This is a genomic window from Streptomyces sp. NPDC002386, from assembly GCF_053593175.1.
Window position 1 is genome coordinate 68,379 of record NZ_JBSFBX010000008.1, and the last position, 16,795, is coordinate 85,173.

Annotated in this window: 17 protein-coding genes; 11 read left to right on the forward strand and 6 right to left on the reverse strand. The window is 73.2% G+C overall.

Annotated elements, in window-relative coordinates; all coding sequences use genetic code 11:
- Window positions 1-8 precede the first annotated feature (8 nt).
- Window positions 9-740, reverse strand: a complete 732-nt coding sequence (locus ACWCPN_RS17585) for a ZIP family metal transporter (protein ID WP_451206804.1) — start codon at window positions 738-740, stop codon at window positions 9-11.
- Window positions 741-860: 120 nt separating this feature from the next.
- On the opposite strand from ACWCPN_RS17585, the gene cobM reads away from it, so the two are divergent.
- The 6 genes from cobM to cobC are packed head-to-tail and all read left to right on the forward strand — an operon-like array spanning window position 861 to window position 7,199.
- Complete coding sequence (cobM, locus tag ACWCPN_RS17590; protein ID WP_451206807.1) at window positions 861-1,685, forward strand: precorrin-4 C(11)-methyltransferase; 825 nt, start codon at window positions 861-863, stop codon at window positions 1,683-1,685.
- A complete protein-coding gene (gene cbiE, locus ACWCPN_RS17595) occupies window positions 1,682-2,914 on the forward strand; it encodes a precorrin-6y C5,15-methyltransferase (decarboxylating) subunit CbiE (protein WP_451206810.1) in 1,233 nt (410 codons plus the stop codon). Before cobM ends, cbiE begins: the two co-directional genes overlap by 4 nt.
- Window positions 2,911-4,626, forward strand: coding sequence for a precorrin-3B C(17)-methyltransferase (cobJ, locus tag ACWCPN_RS17600; protein WP_451206813.1), 1,716 nt, complete (start codon window positions 2,911-2,913; stop codon window positions 4,624-4,626). Before cbiE ends, cobJ begins: the two co-directional genes overlap by 4 nt.
- Window positions 4,623-5,210, forward strand: coding sequence for a precorrin-8X methylmutase (locus tag ACWCPN_RS17605; RefSeq protein WP_451206816.1), 588 nt, complete (start codon window positions 4,623-4,625; stop codon window positions 5,208-5,210). Before cobJ ends, ACWCPN_RS17605 begins: the two co-directional genes overlap by 4 nt.
- Entirely contained in the window at window positions 5,207-6,133 is a 927-nt protein-coding gene (locus ACWCPN_RS17610; RefSeq protein ID WP_451206819.1) for a sirohydrochlorin chelatase, read from the forward strand. Before ACWCPN_RS17605 ends, ACWCPN_RS17610 begins: the two co-directional genes overlap by 4 nt.
- Window positions 6,123-7,199, forward strand: a complete 1,077-nt coding sequence (gene cobC / locus ACWCPN_RS17615; RefSeq protein WP_451206822.1) for an Rv2231c family pyridoxal phosphate-dependent protein CobC — start codon at window positions 6,123-6,125, stop codon at window positions 7,197-7,199. Before ACWCPN_RS17610 ends, cobC begins: the two co-directional genes overlap by 11 nt.
- An 85-nt stretch (window positions 7,200-7,284) precedes the next feature.
- On the opposite strand, the gene ACWCPN_RS17620 is transcribed toward cobC, so the two are convergent.
- The 5 genes from ACWCPN_RS17620 to ACWCPN_RS17640 all read right to left on the reverse strand — a co-directional run bounded on the left by ACWCPN_RS17620 (window position 7,285) and on the right by ACWCPN_RS17640 (window position 11,948).
- Complete coding sequence (locus tag ACWCPN_RS17620) at window positions 7,285-8,193, reverse strand: SCO1860 family LAETG-anchored protein (RefSeq protein WP_451206824.1); 909 nt, start codon at window positions 8,191-8,193, stop codon at window positions 7,285-7,287.
- 168 nt (window positions 8,194-8,361) lie between these two features.
- Complete coding sequence (locus tag ACWCPN_RS17625) at window positions 8,362-9,453, reverse strand: amidohydrolase family protein (RefSeq protein ID WP_451206827.1); 1,092 nt, start codon at window positions 9,451-9,453, stop codon at window positions 8,362-8,364.
- A gap of 31 nt (window positions 9,454-9,484) precedes the next feature.
- Window positions 9,485-10,279, reverse strand: coding sequence for an amino acid ABC transporter ATP-binding protein (locus ACWCPN_RS17630; RefSeq protein ID WP_451206830.1), 795 nt, complete (start codon window positions 10,277-10,279; stop codon window positions 9,485-9,487).
- A complete protein-coding gene (locus ACWCPN_RS17635) occupies window positions 10,276-11,109 on the reverse strand; it encodes an amino acid ABC transporter permease (RefSeq protein ID WP_451206833.1) in 834 nt (277 codons plus the stop codon). Before ACWCPN_RS17635 ends, ACWCPN_RS17630 begins: the two co-directional genes overlap by 4 nt.
- A complete protein-coding gene (locus tag ACWCPN_RS17640; RefSeq protein ID WP_451206836.1) occupies window positions 11,106-11,948 on the reverse strand; it encodes a transporter substrate-binding domain-containing protein in 843 nt (280 codons plus the stop codon). The genes ACWCPN_RS17635 and ACWCPN_RS17640 overlap by 4 nt, the downstream gene beginning before the upstream one ends.
- 197 nt (window positions 11,949-12,145) lie before the next feature.
- Between ACWCPN_RS17640 and ACWCPN_RS17645 the strand changes: the two genes are divergently transcribed.
- The 5 genes from ACWCPN_RS17645 to thpD all read left to right on the forward strand — a co-directional run bounded on the left by ACWCPN_RS17645 (window position 12,146) and on the right by thpD (window position 16,725).
- Window positions 12,146-13,246, forward strand: coding sequence for a pyridoxal-phosphate-dependent aminotransferase family protein (locus tag ACWCPN_RS17645; RefSeq protein ID WP_451206839.1), 1,101 nt, complete (start codon window positions 12,146-12,148; stop codon window positions 13,244-13,246).
- 311 nt (window positions 13,247-13,557) lie between these two features.
- The gene (gene ectA / locus ACWCPN_RS17650) at window positions 13,558-14,076 is read left to right on the forward strand and encodes a diaminobutyrate acetyltransferase (RefSeq protein WP_199210066.1); all 519 of its coding nucleotides are present in this window, start codon (window positions 13,558-13,560) and stop codon (window positions 14,074-14,076) included.
- 13 nt (window positions 14,077-14,089) lie between these two features.
- A complete protein-coding gene (gene ectB / locus ACWCPN_RS17655; protein ID WP_199210067.1) occupies window positions 14,090-15,361 on the forward strand; it encodes a diaminobutyrate--2-oxoglutarate transaminase in 1,272 nt (423 codons plus the stop codon).
- A 66-nt stretch (window positions 15,362-15,427) separates the two neighbouring features.
- On the forward strand, window positions 15,428-15,832 hold the full coding sequence (locus tag ACWCPN_RS17660; RefSeq protein WP_451206842.1) for an ectoine synthase: 405 nt from the start codon (window positions 15,428-15,430) through the stop codon (window positions 15,830-15,832).
- 5 nt (window positions 15,833-15,837) lie between these two features.
- Complete coding sequence (thpD, locus tag ACWCPN_RS17665) at window positions 15,838-16,725, forward strand: ectoine hydroxylase (RefSeq protein ID WP_199210069.1); 888 nt, start codon at window positions 15,838-15,840, stop codon at window positions 16,723-16,725.
- Window positions 16,726-16,795: the final 70 nt, after the last annotated feature.

Here is a 16,795-nt window from a genome sequence, read left to right on the forward strand (position 1 = left end):
CCGTGCGGTCAGCCGCCGGAGACGCCGACCACCAGCCAGATGAAGGCCGCTCCCGCGACCGTGCACAGCAGGGTGGAGCGGGCGGGGTGCTCGTGGTGGGCCTCGGGGAGGATCTCGGCGGCGGCGAGATAGAGCAGCACGCCGCCGAAGAGGCCGAGATAGCCGCCGAGCACCGGCTCGGGGATGTGGAAGAAGACCGTCGACAGCGCGCCCAGCAGAGGGGCGCAGGCGTCGGCCACCAGCATCCCAACGGCCCGGCGGCGGGCGTTGCCGTACAGGCTCGTGATGGTGAAGGTGTTGAAGCCGTCGGCGAAGTCGTGCGCGATCACGGCGAGCGCGACGGACGTGCCCATGCCGCCGCCCACCTGGAACGCCGCGCCGATCGCCACGCCGTCCATGGCGCTGTGACCGACCATCGCGGCCGCCGCCGTCAGGCCCACCTCGGGCGCGCGGTGCTGGTGCTCGGCACCCCCGTGCGCCGCCTGGCGCGCGGCCAGGGTGCGCTCCACCAGATGGGCCAGCAGGAAGCCGGCCACGAACAGCAGCAGGGCCGCGGGGACGCCGAAGATCTCGCGGTCCGCCGCGTGCAGCGCCTCCGGCAGCAGGTCGAGGCCGACCACGCCCAGCATCAGGCCGCCGGCCAGCCCCAGGACGAGATGGCGACGGTCGGTCACACGCTGTGCCGTCCAGCCGCCGGCCAGCGTCATCAGGAACGCGCCGAGCGCGACGAAGACCGCCATGGGCCCTTGCTATCCGATGAAGGTGCCTTCGCGCACATCCGGCGCCCTGCGCGACTGCCCAGACCCTGACGTTCCATCCCAGACCAGACCAGCGTCTTTCCTACGAGAGGACCCCTTCCCATGGCCAAGGCCGATGCCCCCACCGGCAAGGTGACGTTCGTCGGTGCCGGCCCCGGTGCCGCCGATCTGCTGACGTTCCGGGCCGCGCGCGCGATCGCCGCGGCCGACGTGGTGATCTGGGCGGCGAGCCTGGTGCAGGCCGAGGTCCTCGAGCACGCGCGGGGCGACGCGGAGATCCTGGACTCGGCGGCGATGTCGCTGGAGGACGTGGTCGGCGTCTACCGCCGGGCGCACGCCGAGGGGCTCGAGGTCGCGCGGATCCACTCCGGGGACCCGGCGCTGTGGGGCGGCACGCAGGAGCAGCTCGACCGGTGCGCGGAGATCGGCATCGCGACGGAGGTCGTGCCGGGCGTGTCCTCGTTCTCCGCCGTGGCCGCCCTCGCCCGGCGGGAGCTGACCATCCCGGAGGTGGCCCAGTCGGTCGTCCTGACCCGGCTCGGCGGCGGCAAGACGCCGATGCCGCCCGGCGAGGAGGTGCGCGAGTTCGCCCGGCACGGCACCACCATGGCGGTCTTCCTGTCGGCGGCGCGCAGCGGCCAGCTCGTACGGGAGCTGCTGGAGGGCGGCTACCCGACGGACACCCCCGTGGTCGTCGCGTACCAGGCGACCTGGCCGGAGGAGCTGATCGTCAGGTGCACGATCGGCACGCTGGAGGAGACGGTCAAGGAGCACAAGCTCTGGAAGCACACCCTCTTCCTGGTCGGTCCGGCCCTGGACGCCCACGGCACCCGCTCGCACCTGTACCACCCGGGCCACTTCCACGGGTACCGCAAGGCCGACCCGGAGGCGCGGCGGGCGCTGCGCGAGCAGAGGGCGAAGAGTTGATCACGGTCGTCGGTACGGGGACGGGGGCGCCGGTCGCGGACGAGGTGCTCGCCGGGGCCGCCCTCGTCGTGGGCGGGCGGCGGCACCTGGACGCCGTGGACCTGCCCGAGGGGGCCGAGCGGATCGCGCTCGGGCCACTGGCGCCCGCCCTGGACGCGATCGGGCAGTACGCGGACCAGGGGCTGCCGGTCGTGGTGCTGGCCTCCGGGGATCCGGGGTTCTTCGGGATCGTGCGGGCGCTGGCCGAGCGGTTCGGGGCGGGGCGGCTGGACGTGCGGCCGGGGGTGTCCTCGGTGGCCACCGCGTTCGCCCGGCTGGGGCTGCCGTGGGACGACGCGGTCGTGGTCAGCGCGCACGGGCGTGATCTGCGAACGGCCGTCAACGCGTGCCGGGCGCATCCGAAGGTGGCCGTGCTGACCGGGCCCGGCGCCGGGCCGGGCGAGCTGGGAGCCGCGCTCGGCGGCAACCGGCTGCTGGTCGTGGCGAGCGCGCTGGGCGATCCGGAGCACGAGCGCGTGGAGCGGGTGACGCCCGCCGAGGCCGCCGCCCGGGACTGGGGCACGGCGGTGAGCGTGGTGCTGTGCCTGGACGAGGCGCGGACGCCGGGCGCCGTGCGGACGGTCGCCGGGGCGCGGGCGCGGCCCGCCGGCTGGGCCCTGGACGAGGGCGAGTTCGCGCACCGCGACTCGATGATCACCAAGTTCGAGGTGCGGGCGCTGGCGCTCGCCCGGCTGGGGCCGCGCCTGGGCGACCTGGTGTGGGACGTCGGGGCCGGATCGGGTTCGGTGGCCGTGGAGTGCGCGCGGCTCGGCGCGGCCGCCGTCGCCGTGGAGCGGACCGCGGACGGCGTCGAGCGGATCCGGGCCAACGCCGCCGCCCACGGAGTCGACGTGGACGTGGTGCACGGTGCCGCGCCGAACGCGCTGGCCGGGCTCGACGACCCCGACGCCGTGTTCGTCGGCGGCGGGGGGCGCGAACTGCCGGCCGTCGTCGGCGTGTGCGCGCGGCGGGCCCGGCGGACCGTCGTCGTCGCCGTGGCCGCCCTGGACCGGGTGCCGGCCGCGCGCGCCGCGCTGACGGACGCGGGGCTGCGCTGCGAGGGCGTGCTGCTGCAGTCGTCCCGGCTGGCGCCGCTGCCCGGGGACGTGACCCGGCTGGCGGCGGCCAATCCGGTTTTCCTGCTGTGGGGCGTGCGGCCCCCGGCATCCAGCGAAGGAGTAGCGAAGTGATCGGCCTCATTTCCGCCACCGCGGCGGGCGCGGCGGCGCGGGACCGGCTGGCCGCGGCCTGGCCGGACCGTACGCGGGTGTACGACGGCGGCGCCGGGGAGGCCGTACGGGCCGCGTTCGCCGAGTGCGAGCAGTTGGTCTGCTTCCTGGCGACGGGCGCGGTGGTACGGCTGCTCGCGCCGCTGCTCGGCGACAAGGCGACCGACCCGGGCGTGGTGTGCGTGGACGAGGGCGGCCGGTTCGCGGTGTCGCTGCTCGGCGGGCACGGCGGCGGCGCCAACGAACTCGCCCGCGAGGTCGGCGGGCTGCTGGGCGCCGAGCCGGTGGTGACGACCGCGACGGACGCGGCGGGGCTGCCGGGTCTGGACACCCTCGGCCTCCCGTTCGAGGGGGCGGTGGCCGCGGTGTCGCGGGCGCTGCTCGACGGCGAGCCGGTCGCGCTGGAGGCCGAGGTGCCGTGGCCGCTGCCCGCGCTGCCCGCCTCACGGGAGGGCGCGTACACCGTACGGCTCACCGACCGGGCCGTCGCGCCGGGCGAGCGGGAGGTGCTGCTCCGGCCGCCGTCCCTGGTGGTCGGCGTGGGCGCCTCCCGGGGCGCGCCGGCGGACGAGGTGCTCGGACTGGTCGAGGAGGCGCTGCGGGAGGCGGGCCTGTCGCCGCGGTCGGTCGCCGAACTCGCCACCGTGGACGCCAAGTCGGAGGAGCCTGGCATCGTGGCCGCCGCCGCGCGGCTGGGGGTCCCCCTGGTGACGTACCCGGCGCCGGACCTGGCGGACGTTGCGGTGCCCAACCCGTCCGGCGCGCCGCTCGCGGCCGTCGGCACGCCGTCGGTCGCGGAGGCGGCGGCGCTGGCGGGCGGCGGTGAACTCCTCGTGCCCAAGCGGAAGTCGGTGCGCGCCGACGGCCGGCCGGCGATGGCGACGTGTGCCGTGGTACGGCGTCCGGGGCGCGGGCGGCTCGCGGTGGTCGGACTCGGGCCGGGCGCCCGGGACCTGCTGACCCCGCGCGCGACGGCCGAGCTGCGGCGGGCCTCGGTGCTGGTCGGCCTCGACCAGTACGTCGACCAGATCCGCGATCTGCTGCGGCCCGGCACCCGGGTGCTGGAGTCGGGGCTCGGCGCGGAGGAGGAGCGGGCCCGCACGGCCGTGGCGGAGGCCCGGCGCGGGCACGCGGTGGCACTGATCGGCAGCGGGGACGCGGGCGTGTACGCCATGGCCTCCCCTGCGCTCGCCGAGGCGTCCGACGACATCGACGTGGTCGGCGTGCCGGGTGTGACGGCCGCGCTGGCCGCCGGGGCGGTCCTGGGCGCGCCGCTGGGCCACGACCACGTGTCCATCAGCCTGTCCGACCTGCACACGCCGTGGGAGGTCATCGAGCGGCGGGTGCGGGCGGCCGCCGAGGCGGACATCGTGGTGACCTTCTACAACCCGCGGTCCCGGGGCCGCGACTGGCAGCTGCCCAAGGCGCTCGCGATCCTCGCCGGACACCGGGACCCGGCGACGCCGGTCGGTGTGGTGCGCAACGCCTCCCGGCCGGACGAGTCGAGCCGGGTGACCGCGCTCGGCGAACTGGACCCGGCGACGGTCGACATGATGACGGTCGTCACCGTCGGCAACACCGCGACCCGGAACGTCGCCGGCCGCATGGTGACCCCGCGCGGCTACCGCTGGCAGGAGAGCACGAATACCGGCCCGCGGGAGGGTGCCCGATGAACCGTGTCGTCCACCCCATCGAGCGGGAGTCCTTCCGGCGGCTGCGCGCCCGCCTGGACACCTCGCACTTCCCGCCGCTGACCCGGGCGGTGGTGGAGCGGGTCATCCACTCCGCCGCCGACCTGGAGTACGCGACCGACCTCGTCACCGACGAGGGCGACCTGGTGAGGGCGCACGCCGCGCTGCACGCCGGGGCGCCCGTCGTGGTGGACGTGGAGATGGTCGCGGCCGGCATCACCCGGCGGGAGACCGTCTGCCGGCTGAAGGACGCCGTGGCCGGCCCGGGGCTGACCCGTTCCGCGCACGCGGTCCGGCTCGCGTACGAGCAGGTCGGTCCCGGTGCCCTGTGGGTGATCGGCTGCGCGCCGACCGCCCTGGAGGAGCTGCTGACCCTGGACGCCGCCCCGGCGCTCGTCATCGGCCTGCCCGTCGGCTTCGTCGGCGCGGCCGAGTCCAAGGAGGCGTTGCGCGCGAGCGGGCTGCCCGCCGTGAGCAACGTGTCCGAGAAGGGCGGGTCGGCGGTCGCCGCCGCCGCGCTCAACGCCTTGCTGTACCAACCGATTTCCCCGGAGGAGAACCCGTGACCACCCCGTCGCCCGCCCTGCTCATCGCCGGCCACGGCACCCGGGACGAGGCCGGAGCCGAGGCGTTCCGCGACTTCGTAGGGGAGCTGGGCCGCCGCCACCCCGAACTGCCCGTCGCCGGCGGCTTCATCGAGCTGTCCCCGCCGCCGCTGGGCGAGGCGGTCGCCGAACTGGTGGAACGGGGCGTACGCAGGTTCGCCGCCGTACCGCTGATGCTGGTGTCCGCCGGGCACGCCAAGGGCGACATCCCGGCGGCGCTGTCCCGGGAGAAGGAACGGCACCCCGGCATCTCGTACACCTACGGGCGGCCCCTCGGCCCGCACCCGTCGCTGCTGAACGTGCTGGAGCGGCGGCTGGAGGAGGCGCTGGCCGGTGCCTCCGCCGAGCGGTCCGACGTCACCGTGCTGCTGGTGGGGCGCGGCTCGACCGACCCGGACGCCAACGCCGAGGTGCACAAGGCGGCCCGGCTGCTGTGGGAGGGGCGCGGCTACGCGGGCGTCGAGACGGCGTTCGTGTCGCTGGCGGCGCCGGACGTGCCGAGCGGGCTCGACCGGTGCGCGAAGCTGGGGGCGCGGCGGATCGTCGTGCTGCCCTACTTCCTGTTCACCGGCATCCTGCCGGAGCGGGTGCGCCGGCAGACCGAGGAGTGGGCGGCCGCCCGTCCGGACGTCGAGGTGCGCTCCGCGGACGTCATCGGGCCCGAGCCGGAGCTGCTGGACCTGGTGATGGAACGGTACGCGGAGGCCGTCAAGGGTGATCTGCGGATGAACTGCGACTCCTGTGTGTACCGGATCGCGCTGCCGGGCTTCGAGGACAAGGTGGGGCTGCCGCAGCAGCCGCACTTCCACCCGGACGACGACGGCCACCACCACGGGCACGGGCACCACCATCACGGGGGGCACTCGCACAGCCATGCGCACTGAGGAGACCGGGGGCGTCCCGGGCCCCGGGCACGATCTGCGTCATCACGGCGACGCGGAGACGCGCGACGACGGCGCCGGGCTGGTCGATCTCGCCGTCAACGTCCGCGCGGACACGCCTCCGCCGTGGCTGCGGGAGGAGATCGCCGCTTCGCTGACGTCCCTCGCGGCCTACCCGGACGGGCGGGCCGCGCGGGCGGCGGTAGCGGCGCGGCACGGGCTGCCGGTGGAGCGGGTGCTGCTGACGGCGGGGGCGGCGGAGGCGTTCGTGCTGCTGGCGCGGGCTCTGAAGGTGCGCCGGCCGGTCGTGGTGCATCCGCAGTTCACCGAGCCGGAGGCGGCGCTGCGGGACGCGGGGCACACCGTGGACCGGGTGCTGCTGCGGGAGGCGGACGGGTTCCGGCTGGATCCGGCGGCGGTGCCCGGGGACGCGGACCTGGTGGTGATCGGCAACCCGACGAATCCGACGTCGGTGCTGCATCCGGGCGGCTCCGTCACCGCGCTCGCCCGGCCCGGCCGGGTGCTGGTGGTCGACGAGGCGTTCATGGACGCGGTGCCGGGTGAGCGCGAGGCACTGGCCGGGCGGACGGACGTGCCCGGTCTGGTCGTGCTGCGCAGCCTGACCAAGACCTGGGGGCTGGCCGGGCTGCGCATCGGGTACGTGCTGGCCGCGCCGGAGACGATCGCCGAGCTGGAGCGGGCCCAGCCGCTGTGGCCGGTGTCGACGCCGGCGCTCGCCGCGGCCCGGGCGTGCGTGGCGCCCCGGGCGCTGGCCGAGGCGGCGCACGCGGCCCACCGGATCGCGGCGGACCGCGCCCATCTGGTGGCGGGGCTCGCCGCGTTCGCGTCCCGCGGGGTGCGGGTGGTGTCGCCCGCGGAGGGGCCGTTCGTGCTGGTGCGTGTGCCCGGAGCGGCCGCCGTGCGGCGGCGGTTGCGTGAGCTGGGGTACGCGGTGCGGCGGGGGGACACGTTTCCCGGGCTGGACGGGGACGCGTGGGTACGGGTGGCGGTGCGGGACCGGGGGACGGTGAGCGGTTTCCTGGCGGCTCTGTCGGACGCGCTGCCGTAGCCGGGGCGCCGCCCTCACTCCCCGGATCCCGTCCGGGCCCCGTCTCCCACCCGTCCCCCCGTCCCGGTCGGCCTGGACGGTGGCGTCAGCCCCTGCGGCGGCGGGCCACCGTCACCGCGCCCCCGCCGGCCAGCAGCAGTGCCAGGGCGCCGCCCGCGATGTACGGCGTCGCGGAGCTGCCGCCCGTCTCCGCGAGGTCGGCCCGGCTGCCGGGGGCGCCCTGGGGCTTGACCTCGGGGGCGGTGCCGGCGGGGCTCGGGGCCGTGTGGCGGGCGGCGGCCGGGGTCTCGCAGGTGGCCCTGGCGAGGGTGACCGTGCCGGTCACCTCGGCCACGTTGAGCTTCAGCGGGTTGACGGAGACCTTGAGTTCGAGCGCCGTGGCGGCCGCGGTACGGGAGGTGGTCCGCCGCTGGGAGAGGTCGAGGCGGACCTCGCCGACGCCGGGCACCTTCACCTCGGCCGGACCGCCGGCGGTCAGCGTGACCCGCTTGCCCAGGACCGTGACGGCGCCGAGGACGTTCGCGGAGGCGACCGGCTTCCGGCCCGCGGCACAGGTCGCCTTGGCGGTGACCGTGCCGACCTCCACCACGGACAGCAGCGGCAGGCCCGGGACGTGCAGTCTGGCGTGGGCGAGGCGGACCGAGCCCTCGGCGAGCCGGCCGTTCGCCGTCGCCCTGGCCGACGCGGCCTGCGCGGCGAGGACCGTGAACGGCCGGCCGCCGTTCACGCCGTCGAGCCGGGCCGTCAGGGTGGTCCGGTCCGCGCTGCGCGGCGCCTGGACCTCGTTGAGGCTGACCGCGAGCGGGACGTTCACGGTCCTGTTGAGCAGGGACACGTCGAGCCCGGTGCGGAGCACGACCGCGGAGGCGCGACCGTGGCCGGTGGTCGCGTGCGCGGCGCTCGCGCCCAGCAGCGCGGGTGCCGCCGCGAGCGTGGTGACCGTCGCCACCGTGGCGAGCCTGCGTGCGGGCATGCGGAAGTTGTTGCTGTTCAAGGCGGTGGGACCCCCAGAGGAAACTTGCTTGGGACGCGTCAACCTTGTACGCACTCCGGGTGAACGGTCAGCGATCCTGCGTTACTTCACTCCTTCGTGGAGTTTCAGCACGCTTCTTCGAATCACCGGGCACGCGCGTTCCCCTGTACCGCCCCGGCCCCGCCGTCCCTACTCCACCACGCGTCCGTTCAGCACCACCCGGCGCGGGGCCGCCAGGACCCGGACGTCCGCCCGCGGGTCGCCCTCGTACACCACGAGGTCGGCCGGTGCGCCCTCCTCGAGGCCGGGCCGGCCCAGCCAGGCGCGGGCGCTCCAGCTCGCCGCCGCCACCGCCCGGACGGGCGGGATGCCCGCGGTCACCAGTTCCGCGACCTCGGCCGCGACCAGGCCGTGGGCCAGTGAGCCGCCGGCGTCCGTGCCGACGTAGACCGGGATCCCGGCGTCGTAGGCGCCGCGCACGGTGTCGTAGCGGCGCTCATGGAGCCGGCGCATATGGGCCGACCAGCGCGGATACCGTTCTTCGCCGCCCGCGGCGAGCCGCGGGAAGGTGGCGATGTTGACGAGGGTCGGGACGATGGCCACGCCCCGCTCGGCGAAGAGCGGGATCAGGTCGTCCGTCAGGCCGGTGGCGTGCTCGATGCAGTCGATACCGGCCTCGACCAGGTCGCGCAGCGAGCTCTCGGCGAAGCAGTGCGCGGTGACGCGGGCACCCAGCCGGTGGGCCTCGGCGATGGCGGCCTCGGCCACCTCCCGCGGCCAGCAGGCGGACAGGTCGCCGAGGTCGCGGTCGATCCAGTCGCCGACCAGCTTCACCCAGCCGTCGCCGCGCTCCGCCTCCCGCGCGACGTACGCGACCAGGTCCTCCGGCTCGACCTCCCACGCGTAGTTGCGGATGTAGCGGCGGGTGCGGGCGATGTGCCGGCCCGCCCGGATGATCTTCGGGAGGTCCGCGCGGTCGTCGATCCAGCGGGTGTCGGAGGGCGAGCCGGCGTCCCGGATCAGCAGGGTGCCCCGCTCCCGGTCGGTCAGCGCCTGCTTCTCGGCGGTGTCCGCGTCCACCGGGCCGTCGGCGCCGAGGCCGACGTGACAGTGCGCGTCGACCAGGCCGGGCAGCGCCCAGCCCTCGACGGTGGTGATGTCGCGCGCCCCGGCGGGGCGGTCGTAGGAGACACGGCCTCCGACCACCCACAGCTCGTCGCGGACGTCCTCGGGCCCGGCCAGGACCCGCCCCCTCACATGCAGCACCGCGTCATCGCTCATACCCGGCACCTTAGTGAGCCGCCGCCGCGGACTACTCCCCGCCCTTGCCGGCCTGGTCCGAGGTCTCCTCCTCGACCTCCGCCATCGCCGGGTCCAGCAGGCGGGAGAGGAAGTGGCGGGTGCGCTCGTGCCGAGGGGCGCCGATGACCTGGGCGGGGCCGCCCTCCTCGACGATCACGCCGCCGTCCATGAAGACGACCCGGTCGGCGACCTCGCGCGCGAAGGTCATCTCGTGGGTGACGACCATCATGGTCATGCCCTCCTCGGCGAGCCGGCGCATCACCGCGAGGACGTCCCCGACCAGTTCGGGGTCGAGCGCGGAGGTCGGCTCGTCGAACAGCATCACCTCGGGGCCCATGGCGAGGGCGCGGGCGATGGCCACCCGCTGCTGCTGGCCGCCGGAGAGGGAGGACGGGTAGGCCCCCGCCTTCTCGGCCAGGCCGACGCGGTCCAGGTTCTCGGCGGCGATCCGCGCCGCCGTCGCCTTGTCCCGGCCGAGGACCCGGCGCTGCGGCAGCGTGAGGTTCTCGGTGACGTTCAGGTGCGGGAAGAGGTTGAACTGCTGGAAGACCATGCCGATGCGGCGGCGGACGGCGTCGATGTCGACGTCGGGGTCGGTCAGTTCGGTGCCGCCGACGAAGACCTGGCCCCGGGTGGGCTCCTCCAGCAGGTTCACGCAGCGCAGCAGCGTGGACTTGCCGGAGCCGGAGGGACCGATGACGCAGACGACCTCGCCCTGGCCGATCTCCAGGTCGATGCCGCGCAGCACGTGGTTGTCGCCGAAGGACTTGTGCAGGTCCTGGACCCGGATCTCCGCGCCGCTCATCGGATGGCCTCCTGTGACCTGGACTCCATACGCCGGACGACGTAGCCGAGCGGAATGGTCACCAGCAGGTAGCACAGACCCGCGACCAGGATCGGCGTGGAGTTGGCGGTGGTACTGGCCAGATCACGGCCGTACTTGGACAGTTCGCGCTCCTCCAGGGTGACGCCGAGGAACAGCACCAGCGAGGAGTCCTTGAAGAGCAGGACGAGTTCGTTGGTGAGCGGCGGCAGGATGATCCGGAAGGCCTGCGGGACGATGATCGAGACCATGGCCCGGGCCGGCGAGAAGCCGAGCGAGCGGGCCGCCTCCATCTGCCCCTTGGGCACGGCCTGGATGCCGGCCCGGATCGTCTCCGCCATGTACGCGGCCGAGACCAGGCCGAGCGCGATGGCGACCTTGCCGTAGGTGCCGCCCGGGATCTCCGTGCCCGGGAAGGCCAGCGGCACGGCCACGCCGACGAAGATGAAGATCAGCAGGGCCGGCAGCCCGCGGAAGATCTCGATGTAGACGCCCGCCACCCAGCGGTACGGCCCCACCGAGGACAGCCGCATCAACGCGATGACCATGCCGAGGACGAGGCCGACGACGAAGCCGGACAGCGTGTAGAGCACGGTGTTCTTCAGCGCCAGCGTGATGACCTCGGGGAACATCTGCTTGGCGATGCTGCCCTGGGCGAACTGGTTCTTCAGCCGGCCCCAGTCCGCCGCGACCGCGAACGCGATCACGGCGGCGGCGAACACGACGTACTGCACGGCCCGGGACAGGCTGCGCCGCTGCCGCCGGGTCAGGCCCTTCTTCTTCGGCTGGAGCCGTACGCCGGTGTCGCTCATGAGGCGGCGGGAGAGGCGGCGGACGCGTCGTACGGGCCGATCCACTTCTCGTACAGCTTCTTGTACGTGCCGTCGGCCTTCGCGTCGGCGATCGCCTTGTTCAGGGCCTCGCGCAGCTTGGTGTTGCCCTTCTTGACGGTGAACCCGTACTGCTCACCGGTCTTGAGATTGCCGACGACCTTGAACTTGCCGGCGTTGGCCTTGTCCTTCAGCCACCCCTGGACGACCGGGTAGTCGATGACGACGGCCTGGACCTGGCCGGTGCGCAGGCCGTTGAGGACCGCGTCGGAGGACTCGAAGGAGATCGGGTCGTAGCCCTTGCCCTTGACGTAGTCCTCGCCGGTCGTCTGCGCCTGGGCGCCGAGCTTCCTGCCCTTGGCCTTGACGTCCTCGAGGGAGTTGATCCCGCTGTTCCGGTCGACGAGGACCGCCTGGGTGGCCTCGAAGTACGGGTCGGAGAAGTCGACGTTCTTCTTGCGCTCGGCGGTGATGGTCATACCGGCCGCGGCCAGGTCGCACTGCCCGGAGTTGAGGAAGGCGCCGGTCTTGAAGTTCTCGAACGGCGTGTCCAGGACCTGCTGCTTGACGCCGAGGTTCTTGGCGACGAGGTCGACGAGGGAGACGTCGAAGCCCTGCACCTTGCCGTTCACCTCCGACTGGAACGGCGGGTAGGGCAGGTGGGTGCAGGTGGTGAGCTGCCCGGCCTTGACGAGGTGGACCCCCTTGACCGTGGCGCCGCTCCCCCCGTCGCCCGAGGAGCAGCCGGCCACGAGCACGAGGCCGGCCGCGGCGGTGGTGGCGGCCAGAAGACGGGTCCGGCGCCGGAGGAGCGTATTCATGGGGGATCTCCAGTGGGGGGAATCGTGGGTTCCGATTATAAGGAGATGTTTGGGTCTCTCAAATCAAACCCATGGCCGAGGGGCTGTCCAGCCTGAGAACTCGCCGGTCGTGAGGGCGGCGGAGGGCGGGCGCTACCCTCGATCCCGTCGGCCTCCGGCCGGCCTTTTGGACCCTCGTGAGCGAAGAGAGCAGCGCCGTGACCCACCCCCTCCTCGATCTGCCCCCGCTGAGCGCCGAACGGTTCGCCGCCATCGAGGACCGGGTGGCCCGGCTACTGGAGACCCGGCAGGACGTGCTGATCACCCAGGGCGAGGCGCTGCTGCCGCTGGAGGGCGCGATCCGCGCGGCGGCCGGCCCCGGCACTACGGCGCTGAACGTGATCACGGGCCCGTACGGGCAGACCTTCGGGAACTGGCTGCGGGACTGCGGGGCCACCGTGCACGACGTCGAGGTGCCCTTCCACGCGGCGGTGACGGCCGAGCGGATCCGGGAGGCGTTCGCCGGGCACCCGGAGATCGACTTCGTGTCGCTGGTCCACGCGGAGGCGGCGACGGGCAACACCAACCCGGTCGCGGAGATCGGCGAGGTGGTGCGCGAGCACGGCGCGCTCTTCTATCTGGACGCGGTCGCCTCGGTGGGCGCGGAGCCGGTACTGCCGGACGCGTGGGGCGTGGACCTGTGCGTGATCGGGGCCCAGAAGGCGATGGGCGGGCCGGCCGGGGTGTCGGCGATCTCGGTGAGCGAGCGGGCGTGGGCGCGCATGGCGGCCAACCCGAACGCCCCGCGCCGCTCGTACCTCTCGCTGCTGGACTGGAAGGACCGCTGGATCGACGGCGGGCGCAAGGCCCTGCTGCACGCTCCCGCCCAGCTGGAGATGCTGGCGCTGGAGGCGTGCCTGGAGCGGATCGAGTCGGCGGGCCCGGACGCGGTGATGGCGCGGCACGCCGCGGCCGCGCGGGCCACCCGGGCCGGGGCCGCGGCCCTGGGCGGCGGCCTGGAGCCGTATGTGTACGAGGCGAAGGACGCGGCGCCGGTGGCCACCACGCTGCGGGTGCCCTCCGGGACGGTGGCGTCGGAGCTGGTGGCGCACGCGCTGGCGAGCGACGCGGGGCTGCCGCTGGCCGCCGGCGGCGGCGCCCTGGCCAAGGAGATGATCCGGGTGAACCACTACGGGCCGGACGCCACGGCCGACGTCGTGCACGCCTGCCTGGCGGCCCTGGGGGGAGCGCTCGCCGAGCGCGGCCTGACGGTGGACGTGGCGGCGGCCCGCCGGGCGGCCGACGAAGCCTGGCGGTGACCACGGAAGTCCGCGAAACGACGGCCCGCACGCACCGTGCGGGCCGTTTTCATTGCCCGAGTGAGAATTCAAATCACTTTCACAATTTCCGCGAATTCATCCGCCTAGAGCTTCCCGTATTCTTCTGCCCGCTTTTTGCGAAGCTAAACGGCCTCTTTTTCCGGCAGGTTTCATGCATGTGACACAATCCACAAGCAGACCCCTTTGTCCCGATTTGATGCGGGTCAAATGCGACATTTGACCGCTGCGAGTACGAGCCGGCTCGACCTCGCCCGTGCATTCTGCAAATTGTCTCGCTAAATTCTCTCCGCATGACTGCCGCACCAGCAGACCTGCTGATCGACCGACCGGCGGTGACCGACGGAGCCTCGCTCTGGCGGCTCGCCAAAGAATCGAAAACCCTCGACCTGAACTCCTCGTACAGCTATCTGCTGTGGTGCCGGGACTTCGCGGCCACCTCGGCGGTGGCCCGCGACGCGGACGGCGAGCCCGTCGGTTTCGTCACCGGGTACGTGCGGCCCGACGACCCCCGCACCCTGCTCGTCTGGCAGGTGGCCGTGGACTCCGCCTACCGGGGCCACGGCATCGCCGCCGCGCTGCTCGACGGGCTGACCGCCCGGCTCGCCGAGGAGCAGGGGATCACCGGCATCGAGACCACCATCACCCCGGGGAACACCGCCTCCGAGCGGCTGTTCACCTCGTTCGCCGCCCGGCACGGCGCGGACCTGACCCGCGAGGTGCTGTTCCAGGCCGGCCACTTCCCGGACGGCCCGCACGACCCCGAAGTCCTGTACCGCATCGGCCCCCTCACCCCCACCACCGCGCACTGAGGAGCGATTCACCGTGACGATCACCCAGCCCGACCTGAGCGTCTTCGAGACCCTCGAGTCCGAGGTTCGCAGCTACTGCCGCGGCTGGCCCACCGTGTTCGACCGTGCGCAGGGCAGCCGTATGTACGACGAGGACGGCCACGCGTACCTCGACTTCTTCGCCGGGGCCGGCTCACTCAACTACGGGCACAACAACCCGGTGCTCAAACGGGCGCTCATCGACTACCTGTCGCGGGACGGCGTCACGCACGGCCTGGACATGTCGACGACGGCCAAACGAGGCTTCCTGCAGACCTTCGAGAGCCTGGTGCTGCGCCCGCGCGACCTGCCGTACAAGGTCATGTTCCCGGGCCCGACGGGCACCAACGCCGTCGAGTCCGCGCTGAAGCTCGCCCGCAAGGTGAAGGGGCGGGAGGCGATCGTGTCGTTCACGAACGCCTTCCACGGCATGTCGCTGGGCTCCCTCGCGGTCACCGGCAACGCCTTCAAGCGGGCCGGCGCGGGCATCCCGCTGGTGCACGGCACCCCCATGCCGTTCGACAACTACTTCGACGGTCAGGTCCCCGACTTCCTGTGGTTCGAGCGGCTGCTCGAGGACCAGGGGTCCGGCCTCAACAAGCCGGCCGCCGTGATCGTGGAGACCGTGCAGGGCGAGGGCGGCATCAACGTCGCGCGCCCGGAGTGGCTGCGCGCGCTGGCCGAGCTGTGCGAGCGCCAGGACATGCTGCTCATCGTCGACGACATCCAGATGGGCTGCGGCCGCACGGGCGCCTTCTTCTCCTTCGAGGAGGCGGGGGTCACGCCCGACATCGTCACGGTGTCGAAGTCGATCAGCGGCTACGGCCTGCCGATGTCGCTGTGCCTGTTCAAGCCCGAGCTGGACGTCTGGGAGCCGGGCGAGCACAACGGCACCTTCCGCGGCAACAACCCCGCGTTCGTCACCGCCACCGCGGCCCTCGAGACGTACTGGACCGACGGCTCCGCCATGGAGAAGCAGACCCGCACCCGGGGCGAGCAGGTCGAGCAGGCGCTGATCTCCATCACCGAGGAGAACCTCGCCGACGTGAAGGAGTACCGCGGCCGCGGCCTCGTGTGGGGCCTGGAGTTCCGCGACAAGGACCGCGCCTCGCGGATCGCCCGGCGCGCCTTCGAACTGGGACTGCTCATCGAGACGTCGGGGCCGGAGGGCGAGGTCGTCAAACTGCTGCCCGCGCTGACCATCACCCCCGAGGAACTGGACGAGGGACTCAGCATCCTCGCCCGCTCGGTCCGCGAGACCGTCTGACCCGCTCCGTACGGCCCACCGGCCGCACGCACAGCACACCGTACGACCAGGAGGAAGTGCAGCACCGTGATCGTCCGATCGTTCAAGGACATCGAAGGCACCGACCGGCACGTCAAGTCCGCGTCCGGCACGTGGGAGAGCAAGCGGATCGTCCTCGCCAAGGAGCGGGTCGGCTTCTCCGTGCACGAGACCATCCTGTACGCCGGCACCGAGACGCACATGTGGTACGCCAACCACATCGAGGCCGTCGTCTGCACCAAGGGCGAGGCCGAGCTCACCGACCGCGAGACCGGCGAGACGTACACCGTCACGCCCGGCACCATGTACCTCCTGAACGGGCACGAGCGGCACACGCTGCGCGTCAAGGAGGACTTCCACTGCATATGCGTGTTCAACCCGCCCGTGACCGGACGGGAGGACCACGACGAGAACGGCGTCTACCCGCTGCTCACCGAGCCCGAGGAGGTGTGACACCCATGACCGCTGTCACCGACCTGTACCCCAGCCGCGGCACCAGTGAGGTGGCCGTGCCCCGTCAGGACCCGGTGGTCTGGGGCTCCCCCGACACGCCCGGCCCGATCCCGACGGCCGACCTGCAGGCGTACGAGCGCGACGGCTTCCTCGCCGTCGACCAGCTGATCACCCCGGACGAGGTCGAGGTCTACCGGGCCGAGCTGGACCGGCTGGTCGCGGACCCGGCGATCCGGGCCGACGAGCGCTCGATCGTCGAGCCGAAGTCGAAGGAGATCCGCTCGGTCTTCGAAGTGCACCGGATCAGCGAGGTGTTCGCAAGGCTGGTGCGCGACGAGCGGGTGGTCGGCCGGGCCCGGCAGATCCTCGGTTCGGACGTGTACGTCCACCAGTCGCGGATCAACGTCAAGCCGGGCTTCGGCGCGAGCGGCTTCTACTGGCACTCGGACTTCGAGACCTGGCACGCCGAGGACGGCCTGCCGAACATGCGCACGGTGTCCGTCTCGATCGCGCTGACCGAGAACCACGACACCAACGGCGGGCTCATGATCATGCCGGGCTCGCACCGCACCTTCCTGGGCTGCGCGGGGGCCACGCCCGAGGACAACTACAAGAAGTCGCTGCAGATGCAGGACGCGGGCACCCCGTCCGACGAGGCGCTGACGAAGCTGGCCGGCGAGCACGGCATCCGGCTGTTCACCGGCAAGGCCGGCTCGGCGACCTGGTTCGACTGCAACTGCATGCACGGCTCCGGCGACAACATCACGCCGTTCCCGCGCAGCAACGTCTTCATCGTCTTCAACAGCGTGGAGAACGAGGCCGTGGAGCCGTTCGCGGCACCGGTGCGCAGGCCGGACTTCATCGGGGCCCGGGACTTCACTCCGGTGAGGTAGAGCCGGCGTCACCCCCCCGACCACCGGGCCGGGGCCTCCTCGTGTGGGACGGGAGGCCCCGGCCCGGTCG

Coding starts and splice junctions, on each gene's coding strand:
- ACWCPN_RS17585 (WP_451206804.1), bottom strand. CDS start 740: ATGGCGGTCTTCGTCGCGCTCGGCGCGTTCCTGATGACGCTGGCCGGC.
- cobM (WP_451206807.1), top strand. CDS start 861: ATGGCCAAGGCCGATGCCCCCACCGGCAAGGTGACGTTCGTCGGTGCC.
- ACWCPN_RS17605 (WP_451206816.1), top strand. CDS start 4,623: ATGAACCGTGTCGTCCACCCCATCGAGCGGGAGTCCTTCCGGCGGCTG.
- cobC (WP_451206822.1), top strand. CDS start 6,123: ATGCGCACTGAGGAGACCGGGGGCGTCCCGGGCCCCGGGCACGATCTG.
- ACWCPN_RS17625 (WP_451206827.1), bottom strand. CDS start 9,453: ATGAGCGATGACGCGGTGCTGCATGTGAGGGGGCGGGTCCTGGCCGGG.
- ACWCPN_RS17630 (WP_451206830.1), bottom strand. CDS start 10,279: ATGAGCGGCGCGGAGATCCGGGTCCAGGACCTGCACAAGTCCTTCGGC.
- ACWCPN_RS17635 (WP_451206833.1), bottom strand. CDS start 11,109: ATGAGCGACACCGGCGTACGGCTCCAGCCGAAGAAGAAGGGCCTGACC.
- ACWCPN_RS17640 (WP_451206836.1), bottom strand. CDS start 11,948: ATGAATACGCTCCTCCGGCGCCGGACCCGTCTTCTGGCCGCCACCACC.
- ectA (WP_199210066.1), top strand. CDS start 13,558: ATGACTGCCGCACCAGCAGACCTGCTGATCGACCGACCGGCGGTGACC.
- thpD (WP_199210069.1), top strand. CDS start 15,838: ATGACCGCTGTCACCGACCTGTACCCCAGCCGCGGCACCAGTGAGGTG.